Genomic DNA, 19775 nt, shown 5'->3' on the forward strand with positions numbered 1-19775 from the left:
ATTGATGAGGAGCGTATAAAATGATTCGAATGTGCCGAAGAGTAGCTCACGAAACCTCAGCGCATTCATTACAGTCCGACAACTGTTTTGCGTCGGTAGAGATAGAGCGGCGCAGCAATGAACACCACGAAGAACATTCCGAGAAGATACAGCCACGTTTTCGGTTGCCACTCGGTAGTCACTGTACGTACATCTCGGATATCAAGATACGTGATGGGAAGCAGTAACAGAATGGAGAAGCCAGCAACATCAGCAACTCCCGCGAAAAGTCCGAGGATACTGATTGCAGAGAGCCCAATGACACCATAGTGCCAGTTTCCGGCTGATTGCGAGTTGGCGATTACATCGTCAACTCCCGTCTGATCGGCCGTTCTCGTTTGATCCCTCGTTTCGAAGGCAGATGACTCCTGATCAGTCGTCTGATTTGTGGCACCCACGATTCGGTCGGCAACGTGAAGGATCGTCGAATCGCCTTCGTCGGAGGAAATAGCCTCCAGTTCGTGATCCGGTGCAGGACTCGCATGTCCCATAGCAGCCGTATCAGGAGAGTCTGTTCCGTGATCGCCTATCGGCGTAGACCCGAGTTCGGAATCGAATTCCGATTCGGCAGATGATTCAAGAGGAATATCAATATAATCCGCGACGAGATTGCGCGCATCAAGATCGTCAACCATGCTTACGATTCCGTCTCCATCAACGGTTTTGACGTTGAGATCGGTAGCACGTTTTTCAGCAGCGTTGGTGAACGATCCCGTGGTAACGACGATTACCGAATCAGTACCTGAGACTTGTTGTTTGAGACTCGCGTATTGTTGTATGTCCGGACCGCCAACACTCGTGTTTTCACCGTACCGTTTGGCCTGGATTATGTTCTTCTCTGGGTAGGGGTTCGATTTCGTAGCGGTCACATCGATTCCAGCGTCCACCGATGCTTGCGAGACTTCCGTCTCCCATCCCATCTGCTCCCAGATATCGGCGACGAAGTACTCGAAATCGTAGTTATCCATCGACTGAAGCTCGGAAAGCAACTCGGATTGTGAAAGATCAGCGATGGCTGGGTGCTGGTAATCGGTGCTACTGTCAGTAACGGGTTCCGGTGTGCTCCGACCCCTTTCAGTTGCCGATGGTTCTCTGTCCCGTCCGTGATTCCGTTCCGTATTGCCGCCGGGTCCATTGTTGAAGCCCGGAGTAGTTTTCGAGTCGTTTACCCCATTGATGCGAGAGTGTGATTCGATTTGGAAATCGTCATCATAGACGCGCTGAACACCACCACTCAAGACTGCCTCGGCAAATTCGCCTGCACCGTTGATATCGAGATCCCATTCTTGAGTGAGTCCGTCCGTGCCTACGATAGTCAGTGTTCGACTCAGGATTCCTTCTTCGAAGTCGGCGTGTGAGATATTTGCTCGATCAATTTCGGAAAGAGGGCTTGTAGCATTTTTCTGGCTGAACGTGAGGAGACGCTGATCAGTCAGGATCAAACGGGTTTGTTGGCTTGCTCGGAAAGCGTCCGTCGCCGTAATACCACCCAAAAACCGCTCGTTTTCATGCAAGGCGGTAAGGATACTATATCGTGTTTCCTCGTCTATATCGTCAAGAGTGGCATATTTTGGCATATTATATCCGAGTGAGCCTGTCATAATCAATGCATGGATGGTCTTTCCATCAGTGGCGAATTCACGATTTGTGTTTGCTCATATGCGGTCTCCGCGGAAGCTGCCATACATCGTATGTAGCGCCAAAGCCTTCGAGTTAAGAATGAGTGGCACGGTGTCAACAGTATATGACACTCACCAAGCGCGTTATCCCCTGTATCGACGTCGATCTCGACGATGACGGCGAGCCGGCGGTCTACACCGGCGTGAACTTCGAGAACCTCGAACACACGGGCGATCCCGTCGAGATGGCCCGCCGATACAACGAGGCGGGGGCCGACGAGTTCGTCTTCCTCGACATCACCGCCTCCGCCGACGGCCGCGAGACGATGCTCGACGTCGTCTCGCGCGTGGCCGACGAGGTGTTCATCCCCCTGACCGTGGGCGGCGGCATCCGCACGCGCGCGGACATCAGAGAGACCCTGCGAGCGGGCGCGGACAAGGTCTCGATCAACACGGGCGCGCTCGATCGACCGGCGCTCATCACGGAGGGTGCCGAGAGCTTCGGCAGCCAGTGTATCGTCATCTCGGTCGATGCGCGCCGTCGCTACGACGAGAAGGGCGAACAGTTCGTCACCGTGGACGGTGAATCCTGCTGGTTCGAGTGCACGGTGAAGGGCGGCCGCGAGGGCACGGGCATCGACGTGGTCGAGTGGGCGCGCGAGGCCCAACGTCGAGGAGCCGGCGAGCTGTTCGTCAACTCGATCGACGCCGACGGGACGAAGGAGGGCTACGACGTCCCGCTGACGCGCGCGGTCTGTGAGAACGTCTCGACACCGGTCATCGCCTCTTCAGGCTGTGGCGGCCCAGCCGACATGGAGGAGGTGTTCACCGCTGCGGATGCCGACGCGGCGCTCGCCGCCTCGATCTTCCACTTCGACGAATACTCGATCGGGGACGTGAAGGAGTATCTCGACGAACACGGGGTTCCGGTGCGGCGCTGAGAAGGCAGTCGCCGTCGTGGGTAGAGCGTGCTCACTCGGTGAGCGGCAGGACGATCCCGAAGAACATCACCGAGAGGAAGGCGATGACGATGCCGGCGACTTCGCTGTCGGCGAACAGGGTCGCCTCCCAGCCGGGGAGCGAGCCGAACAGCGCCGGGCCGGCGATCGAACCCAGCGCGCCGAGGACGAACAGGGCGACGCCGAGCCCAAAGCCGTGTTTCGTGAGCCAACCGTAGTTGAGATCGCCGTAGCGGGCCATACCGCCGGTTCTCGCCGAATTCCCTCAAGGATTACGTTTCGTCGCCGAATCACAAGCGCTTTGACAGTCCACAGGTGAGCGGACGCCATGATCGAACCAGTTCTAGAGATAGCAGCGGAGTTCGGATCGGCCGCCGTGCGCGCCGTCGGGGCGACGCTCGCAGCCGTCGCCGGCGCGTTCGTCGAACTCAACGGTATCGAAACGCTCGGTGCGGGCGAGCAGATGATCGGGCTCTGGATGGCAGTGTTCGGCGGCGTGTTGCTCGTCGCGGGCTTCGTGCTCGCCCGCGAGGCCGTCGGCATGTACAGACAGCCCGCGAACTGAGTTCAGGCAGCGCTTTCAAAGGCCGTCCGGAACGCCGCCGTCATGTCGCTCACCCGTCCTGCGCCGTCTTCGAGCGCGTCGAGCGGGTCCGTTCCCCCGGTTCGGATGGTGAGAATCGGTTCGGTCTGACCGCCGGACTGCTCGGGGTTGACGTCGTAGGTGGCCGTCGTGACACCCTCGGTTTCGAGCAGTGCTCCTTTGAGCACGTTCATGAACGTATGTCCCTCGCCGGCGACCTCGATCGAGAGTTCGTTCTCGTCGCTTTCGATGACCCGCAGTTCCATACACTACTGTTCGGTCTCGCGCGCTTGAACCTGACGACTGGCCGCGACAGAGTGAAACCCACGCATACCCAGGATTGGCCATGAGCTCGCCGTGGCTGGCGCTCACCCGCATCGCCGTCGCCCTCGCGGTCGTCCTCTCGGCGCTCGTGGCGTGGCGACTCGATGCCCGCGACCGGACCGCGGCGCTGCGGGCGCGCTTTCTCGCCGGCATCCCCTGGGGAACGCTGCTCACGGTGCTCGGCGTGCTCGCCATCTATCTGTTCGTCCAGGGTGGATTCCAGCATTGGTACGGCCCGCTCGCGCTTCCCTTTCGCGCGTGGTCGTACGGCTCCCCGCTCGGCATCGTTCTCTCCTCGTTCGCCCACGTCGGTCCGGGGCATCTGATCGGGAACCTGGTTGGGACGCTTACGCTCGCCCCGCTGGCCGAGTACGCCTGGGGACATTACCCGGACGAGCAGAGCTCCACATCACCGCTCGTGAGGAACCCGCTCGCCCGCGTGCTCGCGATCCCGGCCGCGGCGCTGCTCGTCGGGCTGTTCGTCGCGCTGTTCGCGATCGGCCCGGTCATCGGCTTCTCGGGCGTGCTGTTTGCGATCGCCGGGGTCGCGCTCGTCCACTATCCGCTGGCGACGGTGGTCGCGCTCGCGGCCAGCGACGCCGTTCGGCAGATCTACGCCGCCGTCCGGAACCCGGTCGTCCAGGCCAGCGCCAGCCCGTCGTTCGGCGCGCCGTGGTGGGCCGGCATCGCCATCCAAGCCCACGCGATCGGCCTGCTCGTCGGCGTGCTCGCCGGAATCGTGCTCGTCCGACGGCGCGAGACGGGCCCCACGGCAGGTCGACTCTGGCTCGGAACCGTACTGTTCGCCGTCTCACAATCCCTGTGGGCGGTCTACTGGTTTCGCGGCAACGGCGGGTTCGTGCTCTATCGCGCGCTCGGCGTGGTGCTCGTCTTCGGGCTCGCCCTCCTGGTCGTCGCGAGCGTCGTCGCCACCGGACGCATCCCATCGACGGTCCCACTCGTCGGCGGCACCAAGCGATGGGCCGGCACGGCCGTGGTCGTCTTACTCGCGCTCGCGGCGCTGTCGGCACCCGCGATCCCGGTGAACCTCACGACCGTCGAGTCGTCGACGGCGCGGGCGGCCAGCACACCGGCCAACGCGACGGCCGACCAGTCGGACGCGATCGCCGTCAGGGACTATACCGTGCGATACGCCGAAAACGTCACCAACCGACAGGTGTCGGTCGTCGACGTCGCGGCGTTCGGCGAGAGCACGACCGTCAACGCCAGCGGCGTCATCGTGACGAGCGAGCGACGCCATCTCTGGACGACCGCCGTCCAGGCATCGCGGCTCGCGTTCACCGGCCGGGCGACCGTCCGCCTCGGCGGCCTGGGCTGGGACGAGCGGATACGGGTCTCGCGCACCGGCTGGCGGGCGGGCGACGACCGCGCTTACAAGGTCTGGCTCAATCGGAGCACCGAAAGTCGCGTCGGCTACCGCTCCGCACCGGCGACTGCCGACGCGACGATCCGGGGGAAGAACGTCTCGATCGTCCCACGACGGAAGGGGTTCGGACTCGTCGTCTCGCGAGCCAACGGGACGCTCGGACGTGCGCCGCTTCCGAACAACGGCACGACGCGCGCCGCGAACATCACCTTCAGCCGCGAGGGACGGACGCTGTTCGCCGCGACCGGCGGGACACGCGTCCCGATCGCCGAACGCGAGCGCTATCGGTGAGCGGTGTCGCGGAGCCATACGATCCGATTCCCGCCGGTAAGTAGCCCTGAATTGGACCATCGCGGTTAAAGGAGCCGTCTTCTGCAGGCGACCGAGCCAATTAGCTACACGTTGTGCGCTATCTATAACCATGGAGGGTGAGCACGAATGATACAATCATGGGTGAGTCGACGATGAGCTCAGTAGACAGTTACGTGCCCTCCTGGCTCCCGGTGGAGGGACCGAAACGGTTCGTCGAGGCGTACGGTCTCGGGCTGCTGTTCTCGGCGAACGTGTTCGGGGCCGGCTCGGTGTATATCCTCGCCAACACGGGGGCGAACTGGGGGTTCCTCCTGTTGTGGGCGCTGCCGATCGCGCTCGTCGTCGATCTGGCGATGCACGAGATGTCCGGCCGACTCGCGACCATCGACGAACCCGTCGTGAGCTACATCCGTGGAGCGATCGGCGCGGGGCCGACGAAGGCGATGGCGCTGTTCATCGCCTTCATCATGCAGTTCTGGGCGATCTCGAACTACGCGGTCGCCGGTGCTGCGCTGGCCTATCTGACGCCGCTCGACAACGTCTACCTCGGTGCGATCCTCGCCGGCGGCATCGGCATCGCGCTGGTCGAACTCCGCGTCTACGATCGCATCGAGGCCGCCATCGCGGCGATCATCCTGACTGTGTTCGCCATCTACATCGTTCTCACGCTCGGACTCGATCTTCCGATCGGGCGGGTCATGTCGGGGTTCGTGCCGTATCTGCGGAGCGATATCGGCTTTCTGACCAGCCTCATCGCACTGTTCGGCACTACGGTCTACTACCCGAACTTCATCATTCAATCGAGTATCCAGCCCTCGAAGAACTGGACCGAGATGGGGCCGTACCGCCGGGACAACTTCGTCGGTATCGCCTTCATCGTGCTCCTCAGCGCGGCCGTGATCATCGTCTCAGCGCTGACGATGGATCCGGGGACACCGACGCTCACCAGCCCCGGCGTGCCGTTACAGGCCATCTTCGGCGGCTGGGCGCTGCCGGTGTTCGTCCTGGCGGTGTTGCTGGCGACGTTTTCCTCGGCGACCGGCACGCTGTTCGGGGCCGGTTTTCTCGTGCCGCAGGCCTGGGATCGGACGACCGTCTTCGGCGATCGGGGCTTCCGGCGCACCGTCGAGATACTCATCGTGATGGCGGTGGGTTTCGCAATCCTCCTGCTGGAGTTCACCGACATCACGCCGGTGCGACTCGGCATCGTGATGCCCGCCGTCAACGGCCTGATCGGACTGCCGATCTTCGCGCTCGCGCTCTTCTTCGCCAATCGGAAGTTCTTCGACCACCCGCGCTGGCTGAACGCCGTCTTCGCCGTCGTCACCGTGTTGATGTTCGTCTTCACGTTGCTGACGGCGCGCAGCCTCTACAGCCAGATCGTGACGTGGCTCTAGGCCCACTCGATGCGAAAAATCTCGGTCTCGACGGTGTGGGAGTCCTCGTCGTGGAAGTCGAACTGTCGGGGGAGATCGAGTTCGGCGCGAAAGGAGCGCGTGACCGTCCCGCCGTTGTCGGCGGCGAACGATGCAACGAACTCCTGGCTGCCGGCGTTGTGAACCGAATAGGAGACGTCGCCCAGACGGGCGGCCGTCGCGAGGAACGCGCGGTCGGCGTGTTCGTTGCCCGCTTGCGCGCCGAACGGCGGGTTCATCACGACGGTCGTGTCGTCGTTCGTGTTGAGCGGCGCGTCGGTCGCGTCGGCGCGCAGCCACGAGACGTCGGTGGCCGTGCCGACCCGTCCCTCGTTGTCGCGCGCCGTCGAGAGCGGCTCGGGGTCGATATCGACACCAACCACGCCGCGCGGTCCACGGAGCGCGGCCGCAAGCGCGAGCATCCCCGTCCCGGTTCCGAGATCGACGACGAACCGCCCCTCGATGTCGCCCTGCAGATCGGCGTCGTGGACCAGCCTGGCCGCCAGCCCCGGCGGCGTCCGGTACTGCTCCAGGCTCGTCCGTGGGTTCTCGAAGCCGGCGACGACGGCGAGTCGCTGTGCCAGCGCGCTCACGGAACTCATCATCCGTGATACCCAGCGGGCATACGAAAACCTTTCCACATACCTCGGAGTTATCGGAGGGGTAGAACTACGTCGGTCGTCGCCGTCGGTCCGACGGATGGACGACCTCGATCCACAGGTCGAACGGCTGCTCGAACGGATCGACCAACAGCGCACGCCGCCGACCCACGGCATGTCGGTTCCGACCGCCCGCGACCGCCTCGACGAACTGTTCACGACGCCCGATCCCGAGCCCGTCGGCGAAATCGAGGAGTTCTCGATCGAGGGGCCGGGCGGGCCGCTGCCGGTGCGCGTCTACGCGCCCGAGACGGGGACGGAGCCCTACGGCGTGTTCGTCACCTTTCACGGGGGCGGATGGGTCGTCGGCGGGCTCGACACTCACGACCCGGTCTGTCGTGCGCTCGCCAACGCGGCCGACTGTCTCGTCGTCTCGGTCGACTACCGCCTCGCGCCAGAGCACCCCTTCCCAGCGGCCGTCGAGGACTGCTACGCGGCCACCGAGTGGGCCGTCGACTACGCCGACGAGCTCGGCGGCGACGGGGAGCGGGTCGCGGTCGGCGGCGACAGCGCGGGCGGCAATCTGGCCGCCGCCGTCACGCTCGTTGCCCGCGACCGCGACGGGCCGGAGCTCTGCCACCAGTCGCTCGTCTACCCGTCGGTCAACTCGCCGTCGCTCCAGGAGTTCGACTCCTACGAGGAGAACGCCGAGGGCTATCTCCTCGAACGGGCCAGCGCCGAGTGGTACTACGACCGCTATCTCGACCAGCCGACCGACGCGCGAAACGCGTACGCCGCACCGCTCATGGCACGCGATCTCTCCGGCCTCCCGCCGGCGACCGTCATCACCGCGGGGTTCGACCCGTTGCGCGACGAGGGGATCGCCTACGCCGACCGCCTCGACGCGGCGGGCGTCCCGGTCACTCACGAGTGTTTCGAGGGGATGATCCACGGCTTTCTCAATCTGGTCGACACGATCGACCGGAGCCGCGACGCGATCGCACTGCTCGCGGACGATCTCAGGGACGCGTTCGCCCAGTAGGTCGGAGAGGACGAAGCGAGCGGAACAAATCGGCAGTGAGAACGGCGGTTCCGGATCTAATCTCTCGGGTCCGTCTGAATCAGGACGCGTCGGTCGAGAGGATACCGGTGGCAACGGCCGCCAGTTCGTCGGCGTCGGCCTCGCTGAGGCGCTCGTCGCCGAGCAGCAGCCGCAGTCGCGGGCGGCCGACATCGATGGGCACCTTCGTCGTGTCGAGCAGCCCCATCTCTTCGAGGCGGGTTTTCGTCCGCGAGAAGGTGGCCTTGCTCGCGACGCCGGTGTCCTCACCCCACTTCGAGATGTCGTAGAGCAGCTCCTCGTTTTTCGCCGCGACGAGCAGGCTGATCGTCACCTCGTCGAGACCGTTGCCGTCGCCGCGGGCGGTGTCGAGCGAGGCGAGCACGGCGTCGAAGTCGTCGCGGACGCCGGGATCGAACGCCTCGGCCATCGTCTCGCGGATCCGCGAAAGCGGCGGGGTTCTGAGGCTATACGACGAACTCGCGTCCCAGCGCTCTTCGGAGCGCTCGTTGGCGTTCGCGACGAACTCCTCGTCGTCGGTGCCGAGGGCGGCCACCCGCTGGCCCGCCGTGACGAGCGAGACGACCGTGTCGTCGGTGACGATCAGTTGGCCGGTGCCGGCTTCCTCGATCGTCCCCAACGAGAGCGTGCCCTCGTCGATGAGATCGGCGGCGGTGCTGGCGACCAGGAAGTCGTCGAGAACGTCCTTGAGCGTACTGTCGAACGCGAGTAGGCGCACTGTCGGCGGGCTGTCGAGACCGTCGAGCACCGTCACGAGCCGCTCGACCGATGCCGCCGCGGGTGCGACGACGAACGCGTCGTCGGTCGTTTCCGAAAGCACGGCGCGGTAGACGTCGGCAACGTCCGTTTCGATTCGGTTCGTGAAACTCATAGCAACTAAACGGAGGTTTCCCATCTATTTAATTTTATTGGCCAACTGAACCTGAAACGCACAAAGTAAATGCATATTGTAACTTCCGGGCACGATATCCGCAACGATATGCATGTCATGCAGACAGAAGAAGGCAACTGCTCCCTCGATCAGCCGTTAACCGTTCGATCGACCGACGGACGTCGCGCGACACGGTTTTGACCGTTTACGTTGCTGTTGGAAACCATACGATAGTTTCATCCGAGACACGGATGAATATCGACCAGTTGTGAGTGATAGTCAACAGCAACCATCGGAAGCGGAGTCGCCGAGCGAGAGCATTCAGTTCACGGTGGCGTGCTGTGGCGTCACCGACGTGAGCGGTGCCAGCGCCTGCACTTACTCCGGTCCCTGAAGCACGCCGAAATCCATCCGGTCGCTCCAGTGGAGCTGGCCGTCGATCTTCACCGGCATCGCTTCGAGCGTGAAAAACGCCCAGAGTTCGTGTGCCGAGAGATCGAGCCGGCGAACGCGACCCGAGGAGAGATAGCAGTCACGGTCACCCGACGCAGCAGGAATGAAGAGGCTGCCGAGACCGCGCTCGCGCGTCGGATACGTGATCTGGTCCACCCGAAAGCCGTCCCCGGTGCGCTCAATCTCACAGAGCGTCGGCGTGCCGCCCGCGGCGTCGGCGATGGCAAAGCCGCCGTCGCCGACGACGAGATACTGCCCGCCGACGATGCTCTCGCCGCGGGCGATCTCGAGGGCGGGCCCCAGCGGGAAGCCGGCATCGAGCAGGCAGGCGAGCGCACGACCCATCTTGACGCCCTCGCTGTTCAAAATATCTGAAATCGTGACGATCCCGCCGATTGCACCGGCTTCGATCAGCGCCATTCCCTGGCGATACGACTGACAGGCGTTGAGCAGGAAGGCGTCGACACCGACCGAATCGAGCTGCCGGGCGTCGAGACGGCCGTCCACACACGCGAATCCCTCGTCGTCGACGTGGCCGATGTAGTGGAGGAAATCCGTCCGGGTGGCGAGTACGTCCGCCAACTCGTCGGTCGTCAGGTCGTGGGCGACGGTCACGTCGAAGGGAAGATCGGCCCGCTCGCCGTAGCTCGCCTCGACGACGCGCTCGTCGTCCATCGCCGCGTCGTTACAGACGACCGTGATCTCGATGTCGCCCTCGGCGGGCGTCCGTTCCAATCGGTTGCGATAGGCCGCCAGCGACGCCTTGCTTGCCCCCAGCGGCGTTCCCTCCCCGATCCACGTCTGCTCTAGCGAATCGGCCGGTTCGGGTCGTACGAACGGCTCCTCGATATCGATGTCGGCCGGCCCGTCGACGAACCGACCACCCTCGTCGGTCGCGCTCTCGACAGCGGTCGCCGTTCCCTCCGGACTGGATGCCGGGTTCACCGCCCGAACGATGGCGAGATCGGCGACGACAAAGGGCAGGTGCTCGCTGCTCGCTGGCGTCGCCGCGACGTTCGCGGTGAGCTTCCAGGTCGGCACGTGCTCGGCGATCGTCCGGTAGGGAATCGAGAGATACGTTTCGAGCTGTGCGGCCAGCGGTTGCTCGTAGAGCGCCGAGAAATCGAGTCCTAGCTCGCCCTCCATCAGCCGTCGCTCGTGGAGATCGACCGGATACAGTCCTTCGGTCCGAGTGAGACAGTCCATGAAGAACGCTTGCTTGAGCGTCCGCGCGACCGTTTGCTCGAACCCCTGCGGGCCGGCGAGCGACTGCTCGAACCCGCGATCGGTCCGTAACAGCGGTTCGATACCTGGCTCGATCGTCGCACCAAGATAGTACGCGAGCGGGGCAACGACGTATATCGATTCGTACTCCGGCGGCACCTCGATCGTCACACCCGTTTCGGGTGGTTCGAGTCCCGCCAGATCCAGCGATTCGCCGAGTTCGACCGTCGGCGGATGGCCCCGCAGGGTCGGATACGACCGTTCCGGACTGGTCGTCTTCAGCGCCGACCCGAACGTCGAGATCGCCGTCATCATCNCCTCGGGCTCGGCCGGCGTTTGCACCGTCGCCGCCGGTCGCTCGTGATGCGATCGCGCGCCGACCAGCACTTCGCGCTCGCCACCGAATTCGATTGCCATTCCCTCCGCGTCGGCACTGATCCGGAGAGTACTCTCCACGCGGAAATACAGCTTTACCGGTGCACTCACTTCGACGATATACTCGCCAGCGGGGAGCTTCTCCTCCGCGTGATGCTCGGCACGGGCGACCACTACGCCCGACTCGTCGCGGACGTGGACCGACACCACGCTCGGCAGCGTGATCCCGTCGGTCCGGATCGACACAGCACTCTCGACGGGAAAGCGAAAACGCGACGGATCGGCCGCCGTCGGCCGTGTCGGACCCGTCGAGAGCACGTATCGATGGCGTTCGACCGGGTCGACGACCGCCAACCCGTCCTCCGTCCGTTCGAACGTGGGCCGCGTCGCCGCGCCCGATCGACCCGTCATCTCATCGGTTCATCCTGTGGCTATGGGCAGTCGTCGCGACAGCAAAAACGTGTGGGCCTCGATCGACCTACGCCGATGCGCTGGAGTCGACGTTCTCGCCGATGGTGACGAACCCGTAGTCACAGTCGGGACAGCGCCATTTCGTCTTCTCGCCGAGATGCATCATCGTGCTCGCCGCGCGGTAGAACACCCGTTCGTCGTCACACACCGGACAGTACTGATCGCGTTCGAGGCTCATATCGTCGCATAACGGTCGGCGGCCCTCAATCTACTGGTTTCGCGCTCGCCCTATTCGAGCGACATCGCCCGGTTCTGGAAACTGCCGCCACAGGAACACGAGCCCGGATGTGTCGTTCGCTCGACGATCTTGCCACACTGGAGGCACTCGTATGTCGACTCGCGTGCGGATTCCTCGACGACATCGTGCATACACGACCATAGACAGTCAGTATTAATAATACTTATGCAGCTATGGTATATAACCACTAGGCCCGATGCGGACGCGATGAGGATCCGTATGTATGCTACAGACCCGATGCCCACCGGCGAGCGGCCGATGGGCTTACTCGCTCTCACCGACGGTCATGCCCGGGTGAAGCCGGGCGAGTTCGGGATGTTCGCCCAGCGGGATCGCGGCGTCACGGTAGTCGTCGTAGACCGCCTCGGCCCACTCGCGGGCGGCGGGCGCGTCGGTATCGGCGTACGTCCGCAACAGTCCGGTGTCGTCGTCGTAGCTGCCGACACCGACGCGCTCGGCACAGAGCGTCAGCCCGAACGGCAGATCGTCGTGGACCAGGATCGAGAAGTTGCCGCTCGCGAACGTCCGCTCGGCGCGGTCGGGGTTCGTTTCGAGCAGCTCCGCGACGACACTCGTCGGAAAGACGACCTCGGTCGTCATCCCGCCGACGATGCGCTCGTGGAGCGCGTCGATATGCAGTGGGTTGATGATCGCCGGATCGAGCCCGCGGAGTTCGTCGGTCGCGTCGACGAGCGTCATGAACCGCTCGACCGGCTGGTACGGGTTGCCGGGCGCGGCGGTCGTCACGGTCGCGTCGGCGAACGCCGCCATATCGAAGGCGACGTCGTGGGCCGCGGCGGCGGCCAGCACCGGCGCGAGCTCCCACGCCGTCTCGACGGTCGCTGTGAACGACGCGACCTCGCGGGCGCACGTCCGTCCCAACGGCGTGAGCACGAACGCACCCGCCTCGCGCTCGATGAGCCCGTGCTCGCGGAGCGAGCGCGTGAGGCGGTGAACCGTCGACTTCGAGACGTCGAGCTCCGCCTCGAGATCGCGCCGATCCATCGATTCGGCGTCCCGCAACGCCGCGAGCACCGGCGCACGCCTGATCAGTTCGACGAGGCGCTCGGTGTTCATCGTTCGTATGTCATTGTTCAACATAGGTAATAAACGTATCTCCGGAAGTGAGTCGATCGACTCGATCCCAGTGGAGCACCGACGCGAGCGGAAGATTTGGCGTGCGCCAAACGAAGGGCTATGATTGCCATCGCCGGACGGACAAGCAAGATGCGACGTATTGATCGAACGCGTCGAAACGGGATCGATCGCGACGAACGGGGGAGCCGATGAGCAACGAACAGCAGAGCGGCGGCACGGTGGGTGGCGAATCGAGCGCTGCGAGGACGCTGGCCAGGTATTGGACGGAGCTCCCACACGACTGGCAGGCGGTGGTGCTCGGCGCGCTCGTCCTGGTGATCGTCGCCAGCGGTGTGCAGATCCCGTGGTGAACGTCCGCGAGTCGGTGCTGCCGGGCATCGGCGTGCTCGTCGTCATCGGGTTGGCCGCGCGGGCGCTCGCGACGGTCATTCCGACGAGTCACCTGATCATCGCCATCGTCATCGGGCTGGTCGTCGGCAACCTCTACGGCGTACCCGACTGGGCGAGCGCCGGCGTCGGGACGAACAAGCTCTGGCTCGAAGGTGGGATCGTCCTGATGGGCGCGAGCGTCGCCCTCGATCGCGTCGTCGACGCCGGCCCGACGATCCTGGCACTCGTCATCGCCACGGTGATAACGACGATCCTCACCGTCGAGGCGCTCGCGCGCGGCGCGTTCGGCATCCGCGAGCAGATCGGCTCGCTGCTCGCCGCCGGGTCGAGCATCTGTGGCGTCTCGGCGGTCGTCGCGACGGCCGGCAGCATCGAGGCCGACGAGGACCAGATCGCCTACGCGGCCGCCACAGTACTACTGTTCGACGCCGTGACGCTGCTCGCCTATCCGGCGCTCGGCCACCTCTTCGGGCTCACCGACAAGGTCTTCGGCATCTGGGCCGGCCTGACGATGTTCAGTACCGGCCCCGTGACCGCGGCCGGCTTCGCCTTCTCGCAGGCGGCCGGCCAGTGGGCGCTGCTCGTCAAACTCACGCGCAACGCGCTCATCGGTCTCGCGGCCATCGCCTACGCACTCTACTACATCCGCCGTTCGGGCGGCGAGCGCGAGGACGCCGTTCCCGGCGGCGTCGGCTACCTCTGGCACTCGTTCCCCAAGTTCGTACTCGGCTTTCTGGGACTGATGCTGGTCGCGAACACCGGCGTGCTCGGCGGGGCCCAGCTCGCCTCGCTCGAACACGCCGCCGACTGGCTGTTCCTGTTCGCCTTCGCCGGCCTCGGGCTCGACATCCGCCTCGACGAACTCCGCTCGACGGGGCTCAAGCCGGTCCTCGTCGTGCTCGTGAGCCTCATCTGTGTGAGCACGGTCTGTCTGGCCGTCCTCACGACCCTCTTCTGACGGCTGCCGAAACGGCATGTTCTTTTCGCGCGCGCCGAACGGACGGATGGATGCGGGAGTTCACGTTCACCATCGAGTACGAGCGCGGGACCGACCCCATCATGGACGCCTTCATCGACGATCCCGACGCAGTTGCGCGCTCGCTCGACGGCTTCGTAACTGAAGAACGGTTCTGGCGCATCGAACGCATCGCCGGCTCGCCGGCGACGCTCGACCGCATCGAAGACATTCGTTTCGACGACGACACCTGCGGGGAGTCGCTCACCGAACGCGACTGTGAGGCGACGCGCTATCACGACGTGCTCGAACGCGGCGAGGGGCGGCTCGTCATCTACACCTATCTCGACGGGATCAGCGCCTGCGAGTCCGTCCACACCCTCTCGGGAAAGCATCTCCCGCCCGGACTCGTCTTCGAGACCCTTCGGAGCGAGAACCGTCACTCCTGGCGCGTGCTGATGCGCTCGGACGCGAAGGTGGGCGTGCTCTACGACGAGCTCGCCGCCCGACTGCGCGAGGGACTCTCCTTCCGGATGGGCCATCTCCGCGACGCCGACGGCTGGCAGCGCGACTCGCTGGCGTCGGTCTCGGTGGCGGCCGAACAGCGCGCGGCGCTCCAGGCGGCCGTCGAGGACGGCTACTACGAGACACCGCGAGAGACGACGCTCGACGAGCTCGCCGACGAGCTCGACGTCCCCCGCTCGACGCTCTCCTACCGGCTCCGACAGGCCGAGAGCCAGCTCGCGCGCCGCTACGTCGCCGACGACGAGCGCGATCGCTGGCTCCGATAGCCTCCGTCCCTCGCGTGCCACACGGCAGCGATCGGCACGTCATCGGTAGCCGACAGCACGGGTTTAATAGCCACTGCGACCTAGCGGACGGTAAGCGATGACCGACCACGCGACGGACGTGCTCGTCCCGCCGGAGTGGGTCGCGGCGCGCCTCGACGAGTTCGTGGCCGACGACCCCGCCGCCCGCCTGCTCGAAGTCGACCTCGATCCGAGCAGCTACGAGACGGGCCACATCCCGGGGGCGACGAAGCTCGACTGGAAGGAAGATCTCCAGGACTCGACGGCGTTCGACATCCCGTCGGTCGCCGACTTCGAGGCGCTGCTCGGCGAAATCGGTATTACCCCCGAGTCGACCGTCGTCGTTTACGGCGACATGATGAACTGGTTCGCCGGCTACGGCTACTGGCTGCTCAGCTACTACGGCCACGCCGACGTCCGCCTGCTCGACGGCGGCCGCGACGGCTGGCTCGCCGAAGGCTACGAGCTCACCGACGAAGTTCCGGAGTTCAGTCCACGGTCGTACACCGGCGCGAGCCCGAACGAATCGATCCGAGTCGATCGCGCGGAGGTCGAGACGGCGATGGAACGCGGCACGTCGCTGGTCGACGTCAGAACTCCCGAGGAGTACCGCGGCGAGGTGCTCGCGCCGCCGGGCTGGAACGAGGGCGTCCAGCGCGGCGGCCACATCCCCGGCGCGGTGAACGTCCCCTGGAGCCAGGTCGTCGACGCCGACGGCCGGTTCAAATCCGAGGAAACCATCCGTGAGATCTACCGCGAGGCGGGCATCGACGAGGAGGTAGTCGTCTACTGTCGCATCGGCGAGCGCTCGGCGCTGACCTGGTTCGTCCTCCACGAACTGCTCGGCTACGAGAGCGTGCGCAACTACTACGGCTCGTGGGTCGAGTGGGGCAACACCGTCGGCGCGCCGATCGAGCGCGGCCGGCGGGCGGGCATCCGCGGCGAGTAGCTCATACACTCTCTCGACACGACGACACCACGCAGAGAATCGTACTGCGGGATCGTGCTCATCGGTAGCGTAGACCGCCGAACACGACGATATCCAACGGCTTTTGTCCGTCCTCGCCGAAGCTTTCGGCGAATGCAACGAACGAATCGGCGGCGGTTCCTCGCCGGCATCGCCACGACTGGTACCGTGCTCGCGGCGGGCTGTAGCAGCAGCGGTTCCGCCGGTGACGGCGGCGATGACAGCAACGGGACGAGCGGCGGGAGCGGTGGTGGCAACGGCTCCGGTGGGAACGCCACGAGCGAGAGCGGCGGTTCGACGAGTGGCGACGCGACGGCCGGCGGAAACGGAACGGGCGGTGCGAGCGGCAACAGTAGCGCGGGCGGCGAGACGACCACGGTCGCGTCCGGCCCGGATGGACGGCTCGTCTTCGAACCGGAGGCGGTCGAAGTGTCGGTCGGCGATACGGTATCGTGGGAGTTCGAGAGCGCCGGTCACAACGTCGGTGCCGTACCGAAGGACAGCGAGGAGGTGAGTCTTCCCGACGGCGCGGAGCCGTTCGCCTCCTACGACGGCGATCCCTACGCCGTCGTCGAGGAGGGCCAGACCTACGAACACACCTTCGAGACGGCCGGCGAGTACACCTACGTCTGCATCCCCCACGTGAGTTCGGGGATGGTCGGCACGGTTACGGTCTCGGAGTGAAGCTCGGTGCACCGACGCTGAAAGGGAAATCCACTTACTCGCCGCTACGAACTGTCGGTATGGTCAGAGGGCGATCCCCGTGCGCGTGATCATCGTCGGGGCCGGACAGGTCGGCTCCTCGATCGCCGAGAGCCTCGACGACGACCACGAGGTCGTCGTGATCGACACCGACGATAGCCGCGTCGAATCGCTCACCTACTCGCTCGACGTGCTCGCCATCGAGGGCGACGGCACGTCGCTCGCGACGCTGCGGGAGGCCGACGTCGGCGCGGCCGACCTGTTCATCGCGAGCACCGACGACGACGAGACGAACATCGTCACCTGCGCGACGGCCAAAACCGCCAGCGACGCGTTCACCATCGCCCGCGTCAGATCGACGAACTACCTCCAGACGTGGGAGGAGTCCGGCGGCGCGTTCGGCGTCGACTTCATGGTCTCGACGAACCTGCTGGCCGCCGAGACCATCACCCGCGTCATCGGGTTGCCGGCCGCCCAGAACGTCGACGTCTTCGCCGAGGGGAGTGTCCTGTTGGCGGAGTTCTGTATCCCCGCGAACAGTCCGATCGCGGGCCAGACGGTCGCCGAGGCCGACGACCAGTTCAACGAGCTCACCGTCGCGGCCGTGCTCCACGAGGACGGCCTGATCGTCCCCGACGGCGAGACGAAGCTGGCTACCGGCGACGAGATCGTCGTCATCGGCAGCGCCGAAAGCACGCGCGCGTTCGCCGCCGATCTCGCCACCGACCGCGACGAGAACCGTGACGTGATCATCATCGGTGGCAGCCAGATCGCCGTCCAGACGGCCGAGCTGCTCGGGGAACGTGGACTGCAGCCGCGCCTCATCGAACGCGACCCCGAGCGTGCTCGCGAGCTCGCCGAACGACTCCCGCAGACGACGGTGATGTCGAGCGACGCGACCGACCGGGAGTTCCTCACGCGCGAACACGTCGGCGACGCGGACGTGGCGATCGCCGCGCTCGGTGCCGACGAGAAGAACCTGCTCGCCTCGCTGCTCGCCGACCGCGTCGGCGTCGATCGGACGATCGCCGTCGTCGAGAGCGCCGAATACACCGATCTCTTCGAGGCGGTCGGCGTCGACGCGGCGATCAACCCGCGTGATGCGACCGCCGAGGAGATCATCCGGTTCACGCTCGACGGCCGCATGGAGAACGTCGCCATCATCGACCACGATCGCGCCGAAGTGCTCGAGATCCAGATCGACGACGATAGCACGCTCGCCGGGCAGCCGATCACCGACGCCACCGACGATCTCCCGGCCCGAGTGACGATCGGCGCGATCACGCGTGACGGCGAGTTCATCACCCCCCGTGGCGATACGGTCGTCGAAGTCGGCGATCACGTCGTCGTCTTCGTCGAAACCGAGGTCGTCGACGCGGTCGCGAGCCGGCTTTGATGGCGGTTCGGGTCGACGTCCGCACGAGCGCGAGTCTTCTCGGCGTCGTTCTGCAGGCGCTCACCGTCCCGCTCGCCGCGCTCGTCGGCGTGGCCGCCCTCTACGGCGACTCGCTGCTCCCGTTCGTCGTGCCGACGCTGCTCTCGCTCGCGGTCGGCACCGGTCTGCAGCGCTTCGAGCGCTCGGCCCCCGGCCCGCGCGAGGCGTTCCTCCTGGTCGCGCTCGCGTGGCTCGCGGTCGCACTCGTCGGCACCATCCCCTTCGTTCTCACCGGTGCGGGCGTGTTCGCCAGCCCGGCGAACGCCCTCTTCGAGGCGATGAGCGGGATCACGACCACCGGTGCGACCGTCATCACCGATTTCGGCCTGCACTCGCGATCGATTCTGCTCTGGCGCAGCGTCCTCCAGTGGCTCGGCGGTCTCGGCATTCTGGTGCTCGCCGTCGGGCTGCTCTCGGAGCTGTCGGTCAGCGGCGCACAGCTGATGGAGACCGAAACCCAGACACAGGACGTCACCAAGCTCGCGCCGAAGATCGCCGAGACCGCACGCCTGCTCGGCGGCATCTACACCGGACTCACCGGGCTGATGGTCGTCGTCCTGCTCGTGCTGGCGTTCGGCGGTCTCGCACCGGCGCTGTCGCTGTACGACGCGATCGCACACGCACTCACCGCCGTCTCGACGGCCGGCTTCTCGCCGGAGGCCGCGAGCATCGGTGCGTTCTCGCCGGCCGTCCAGTGGGCGACGATCCCCTTCATGTTCGTCGGCGCGACCAACTTCGTCCTGCTCTACTATCTCCTGCAGGGCGATCCGAGCCGCCTGCGAGCGAGCGAGGAGTTCCGGTTCTATCTCGCGATCGTCCTCGGCGCGACCGCGCTGGTGGCCATCTCGCTGTTCGTCAACGGTCGCTTCGGGACCGTCGAGACGACGCTGCGCCACGCGCTCTTTCAGGTGGTCTCGATCGTCACGACGACGGGCTACGCGACGGTCGATTTCGACCTGTGGTCGCCGCTGTCGCGCCACGTCCTCTTCGTCGGGATGTTCGTCGGCGGGATGGCCGGCTCGACGACCTGCTCGATCAAGACCGTGCGCTGGCTGGTCGTCCTGAAGTCGTTTCGACGCGATCTCTTCACCGCCATCCATCCGGAGGCGATCCGGCCGGTGCGGCTGACCGGATCGCCGGTCGAGGAGAGCACGATCCGCGATATCTACACCTACACGCTCGTGAGCGTCGTGATCTTCGCGCTGCTGACGGTGTTCGTCGTCGTCGACACCACGTGGTCGGCCGCCGCTCTCAGCGAGTTCGAGGCGATGGGTGCGGCGGCCTCGACCTTTCTCAACATCGGCCCGGCCTTCGGCTTCGCCGGTCCCTACGGCAGCTACGCGGGCTTTCCCGTCGCGACGAAGCTCGTCATGACGATACTGATGTGGATCGGGCGCATCGAGATCGTCCCCGTGCTCGTGCTCTTCACGCGCGCGTTCTGGCGATCGTAGAGCGATAGATTGATCCCG

General features: G+C 65.2%; 22 protein-coding genes. 13 read left to right on the forward strand and 9 right to left on the reverse strand.

The window, feature by feature from the left end:
* Window positions 1–68: 68 nt before the first annotated feature.
* Window positions 69–1616 carry a restriction endonuclease gene (locus C451_RS15155; protein WP_007741859.1) on the reverse strand — a complete coding sequence of 516 codons (1548 nt, stop codon included), beginning with the start codon at window positions 1614–1616 and terminating at the stop codon, window positions 69–71.
* Window positions 1617–1783: 167 nt separating this feature from the next.
* On the opposite strand from C451_RS15155, the gene hisF reads away from it, so the two are divergent.
* Complete coding sequence (gene hisF, locus C451_RS15160; RefSeq protein WP_007741860.1) at window positions 1784–2599, forward strand: imidazole glycerol phosphate synthase subunit HisF; 816 nt, start codon at window positions 1784–1786, stop codon at window positions 2597–2599.
* 31 nt (window positions 2600–2630) lie between these two features.
* On the opposite strand, the gene C451_RS15165 is transcribed toward hisF, so the two are convergent.
* The gene (locus C451_RS15165) at window positions 2631–2858 is read right to left on the reverse strand and encodes a DUF7860 family protein (protein WP_007741861.1); all 228 of its coding nucleotides are present in this window, start codon (window positions 2856–2858) and stop codon (window positions 2631–2633) included.
* A gap of 87 nt (window positions 2859–2945) precedes the next feature.
* Between C451_RS15165 and C451_RS15170 the strand changes: the two genes are divergently transcribed.
* A complete protein-coding gene (locus C451_RS15170) occupies window positions 2946–3182 on the forward strand; it encodes a hypothetical protein (protein ID WP_007741862.1) in 237 nt (78 codons plus the stop codon).
* A 2-nt stretch (window positions 3183–3184) separates the two neighbouring features.
* On the opposite strand, the gene C451_RS15175 is transcribed toward C451_RS15170, so the two are convergent.
* On the reverse strand, window positions 3185–3466 hold the full coding sequence (locus tag C451_RS15175) for a DNA-directed RNA polymerase subunit L (RefSeq protein ID WP_007741863.1): 282 nt from the start codon (window positions 3464–3466) through the stop codon (window positions 3185–3187).
* An 80-nt stretch (window positions 3467–3546) separates the two neighbouring features.
* Between C451_RS15175 and C451_RS15180 the strand changes: the two genes are divergently transcribed.
* Both C451_RS15180 and C451_RS15185 read left to right on the forward strand, forming a co-directional pair.
* Window positions 3547–5202, forward strand: a complete 1656-nt coding sequence (locus tag C451_RS15180) for a rhomboid family intramembrane serine protease (RefSeq protein ID WP_007741864.1) — start codon at window positions 3547–3549, stop codon at window positions 5200–5202.
* Between the two features lie 173 nt (window positions 5203–5375).
* Window positions 5376–6620: a divalent metal cation transporter gene (locus C451_RS15185; protein WP_049913164.1), complete on the forward strand. Its 1245-nt coding sequence runs from the start codon at window positions 5376–5378 to the stop codon at window positions 6618–6620.
* Here C451_RS15185 and C451_RS15190 read toward each other — a convergent pair.
* Window positions 6617–7240, reverse strand: a complete 624-nt coding sequence (locus C451_RS15190; RefSeq protein WP_007741867.1) for an METTL5 family protein — start codon at window positions 7238–7240, stop codon at window positions 6617–6619. The two genes, C451_RS15185 and C451_RS15190, sit on opposite strands and share 4 nt — an antisense overlap.
* Before the next feature lie 97 nt (window positions 7241–7337).
* Between C451_RS15190 and C451_RS15195 the strand changes: the two genes are divergently transcribed.
* Window positions 7338–8279 (forward strand): alpha/beta hydrolase, encoded by a 942-nt coding sequence (locus C451_RS15195; RefSeq protein ID WP_007741868.1) that lies wholly within the window; start codon window positions 7338–7340, stop codon window positions 8277–8279.
* Between the two features lie 79 nt (window positions 8280–8358).
* Here the strand turns inward: C451_RS15195 and tbsP are convergent, their stop codons facing one another.
* Window positions 8359–9189 carry a transcriptional regulator TbsP gene (tbsP, locus tag C451_RS15200; protein WP_007741869.1) on the reverse strand — a complete coding sequence of 277 codons (831 nt, stop codon included), beginning with the start codon at window positions 9187–9189 and terminating at the stop codon, window positions 8359–8361.
* A 268-nt stretch (window positions 9190–9457) separates the two neighbouring features.
* Between tbsP and C451_RS24110 the strand changes: the two genes are divergently transcribed.
* Window positions 9458–9583, forward strand: coding sequence for a hypothetical protein (locus C451_RS24110; protein WP_275039337.1), 126 nt, complete (start codon window positions 9458–9460; stop codon window positions 9581–9583).
* Here C451_RS24110 and C451_RS15205 read toward each other — a convergent pair.
* The 4 genes from C451_RS15205 to C451_RS15210 form a co-directional block, all read right to left on the reverse strand.
* Window positions 9568–11652, reverse strand: coding sequence for a hypothetical protein (locus tag C451_RS15205; protein WP_007741870.1), 2085 nt, complete (start codon window positions 11650–11652; stop codon window positions 9568–9570). The two genes, C451_RS24110 and C451_RS15205, sit on opposite strands and share 16 nt — an antisense overlap.
* Before the next feature lie 67 nt (window positions 11653–11719).
* Window positions 11720–11890: a DUF7838 family putative zinc beta-ribbon protein gene (locus tag C451_RS22980; protein WP_007741871.1), complete on the reverse strand. Its 171-nt coding sequence runs from the start codon at window positions 11888–11890 to the stop codon at window positions 11720–11722.
* A 50-nt stretch (window positions 11891–11940) separates the two neighbouring features.
* A complete protein-coding gene (locus C451_RS22150) occupies window positions 11941–12081 on the reverse strand; it encodes a rubrerythrin-like domain-containing protein (protein WP_007741872.1) in 141 nt (46 codons plus the stop codon).
* A gap of 133 nt (window positions 12082–12214) precedes the next feature.
* Window positions 12215–13027, reverse strand: coding sequence for a helix-turn-helix transcriptional regulator (locus C451_RS15210; RefSeq protein WP_007741873.1), 813 nt, complete (start codon window positions 13025–13027; stop codon window positions 12215–12217).
* Between the two features lie 209 nt (window positions 13028–13236).
* On the opposite strand from C451_RS15210, the gene C451_RS22670 reads away from it, so the two are divergent.
* The 7 genes from C451_RS22670 to C451_RS15240 all read left to right on the forward strand — a co-directional run bounded on the left by C451_RS22670 (window position 13237) and on the right by C451_RS15240 (window position 19757).
* Window positions 13237–13398, forward strand: a complete 162-nt coding sequence (locus tag C451_RS22670; RefSeq protein ID WP_161605867.1) for a hypothetical protein — start codon at window positions 13237–13239, stop codon at window positions 13396–13398.
* On the forward strand, window positions 13392–14396 hold the full coding sequence (locus C451_RS15215; protein WP_007741875.1) for a YeiH family protein: 1005 nt from the start codon (window positions 13392–13394) through the stop codon (window positions 14394–14396). Before C451_RS22670 ends, C451_RS15215 begins: the two co-directional genes overlap by 7 nt.
* Before the next feature lie 50 nt (window positions 14397–14446).
* A complete protein-coding gene (locus C451_RS15220) occupies window positions 14447–15184 on the forward strand; it encodes a helix-turn-helix domain-containing protein (protein WP_007741878.1) in 738 nt (245 codons plus the stop codon).
* 97 nt (window positions 15185–15281) lie between these two features.
* Window positions 15282–16151 carry a sulfurtransferase gene (locus tag C451_RS15225; protein WP_007741880.1) on the forward strand — a complete coding sequence of 290 codons (870 nt, stop codon included), beginning with the start codon at window positions 15282–15284 and terminating at the stop codon, window positions 16149–16151.
* Between the two features lie 132 nt (window positions 16152–16283).
* A complete protein-coding gene (locus C451_RS15230) occupies window positions 16284–16853 on the forward strand; it encodes a plastocyanin/azurin family copper-binding protein (protein WP_007741881.1) in 570 nt (189 codons plus the stop codon).
* Window positions 16854–16932: 79 nt separating this feature from the next.
* Window positions 16933–18267 (forward strand): Trk system potassium transporter TrkA, encoded by a 1335-nt coding sequence (trkA, locus tag C451_RS15235; protein WP_007741883.1) that lies wholly within the window; start codon window positions 16933–16935, stop codon window positions 18265–18267.
* Window positions 18267–19757 carry a TrkH family potassium uptake protein gene (locus C451_RS15240; RefSeq protein ID WP_007741885.1) on the forward strand — a complete coding sequence of 497 codons (1491 nt, stop codon included), beginning with the start codon at window positions 18267–18269 and terminating at the stop codon, window positions 19755–19757. Before trkA ends, C451_RS15240 begins: the two co-directional genes overlap by 1 nt.
* The last annotated feature ends 18 nt before the right edge of the window (window positions 19758–19775 follow it).

Origin of the sequence: Halococcus thailandensis JCM 13552 (genome assembly GCF_000336715.1) — an archaeon.
Classification (GTDB): domain Archaea; phylum Halobacteriota; class Halobacteria; order Halobacteriales; family Halococcaceae; genus Halococcus; species Halococcus thailandensis.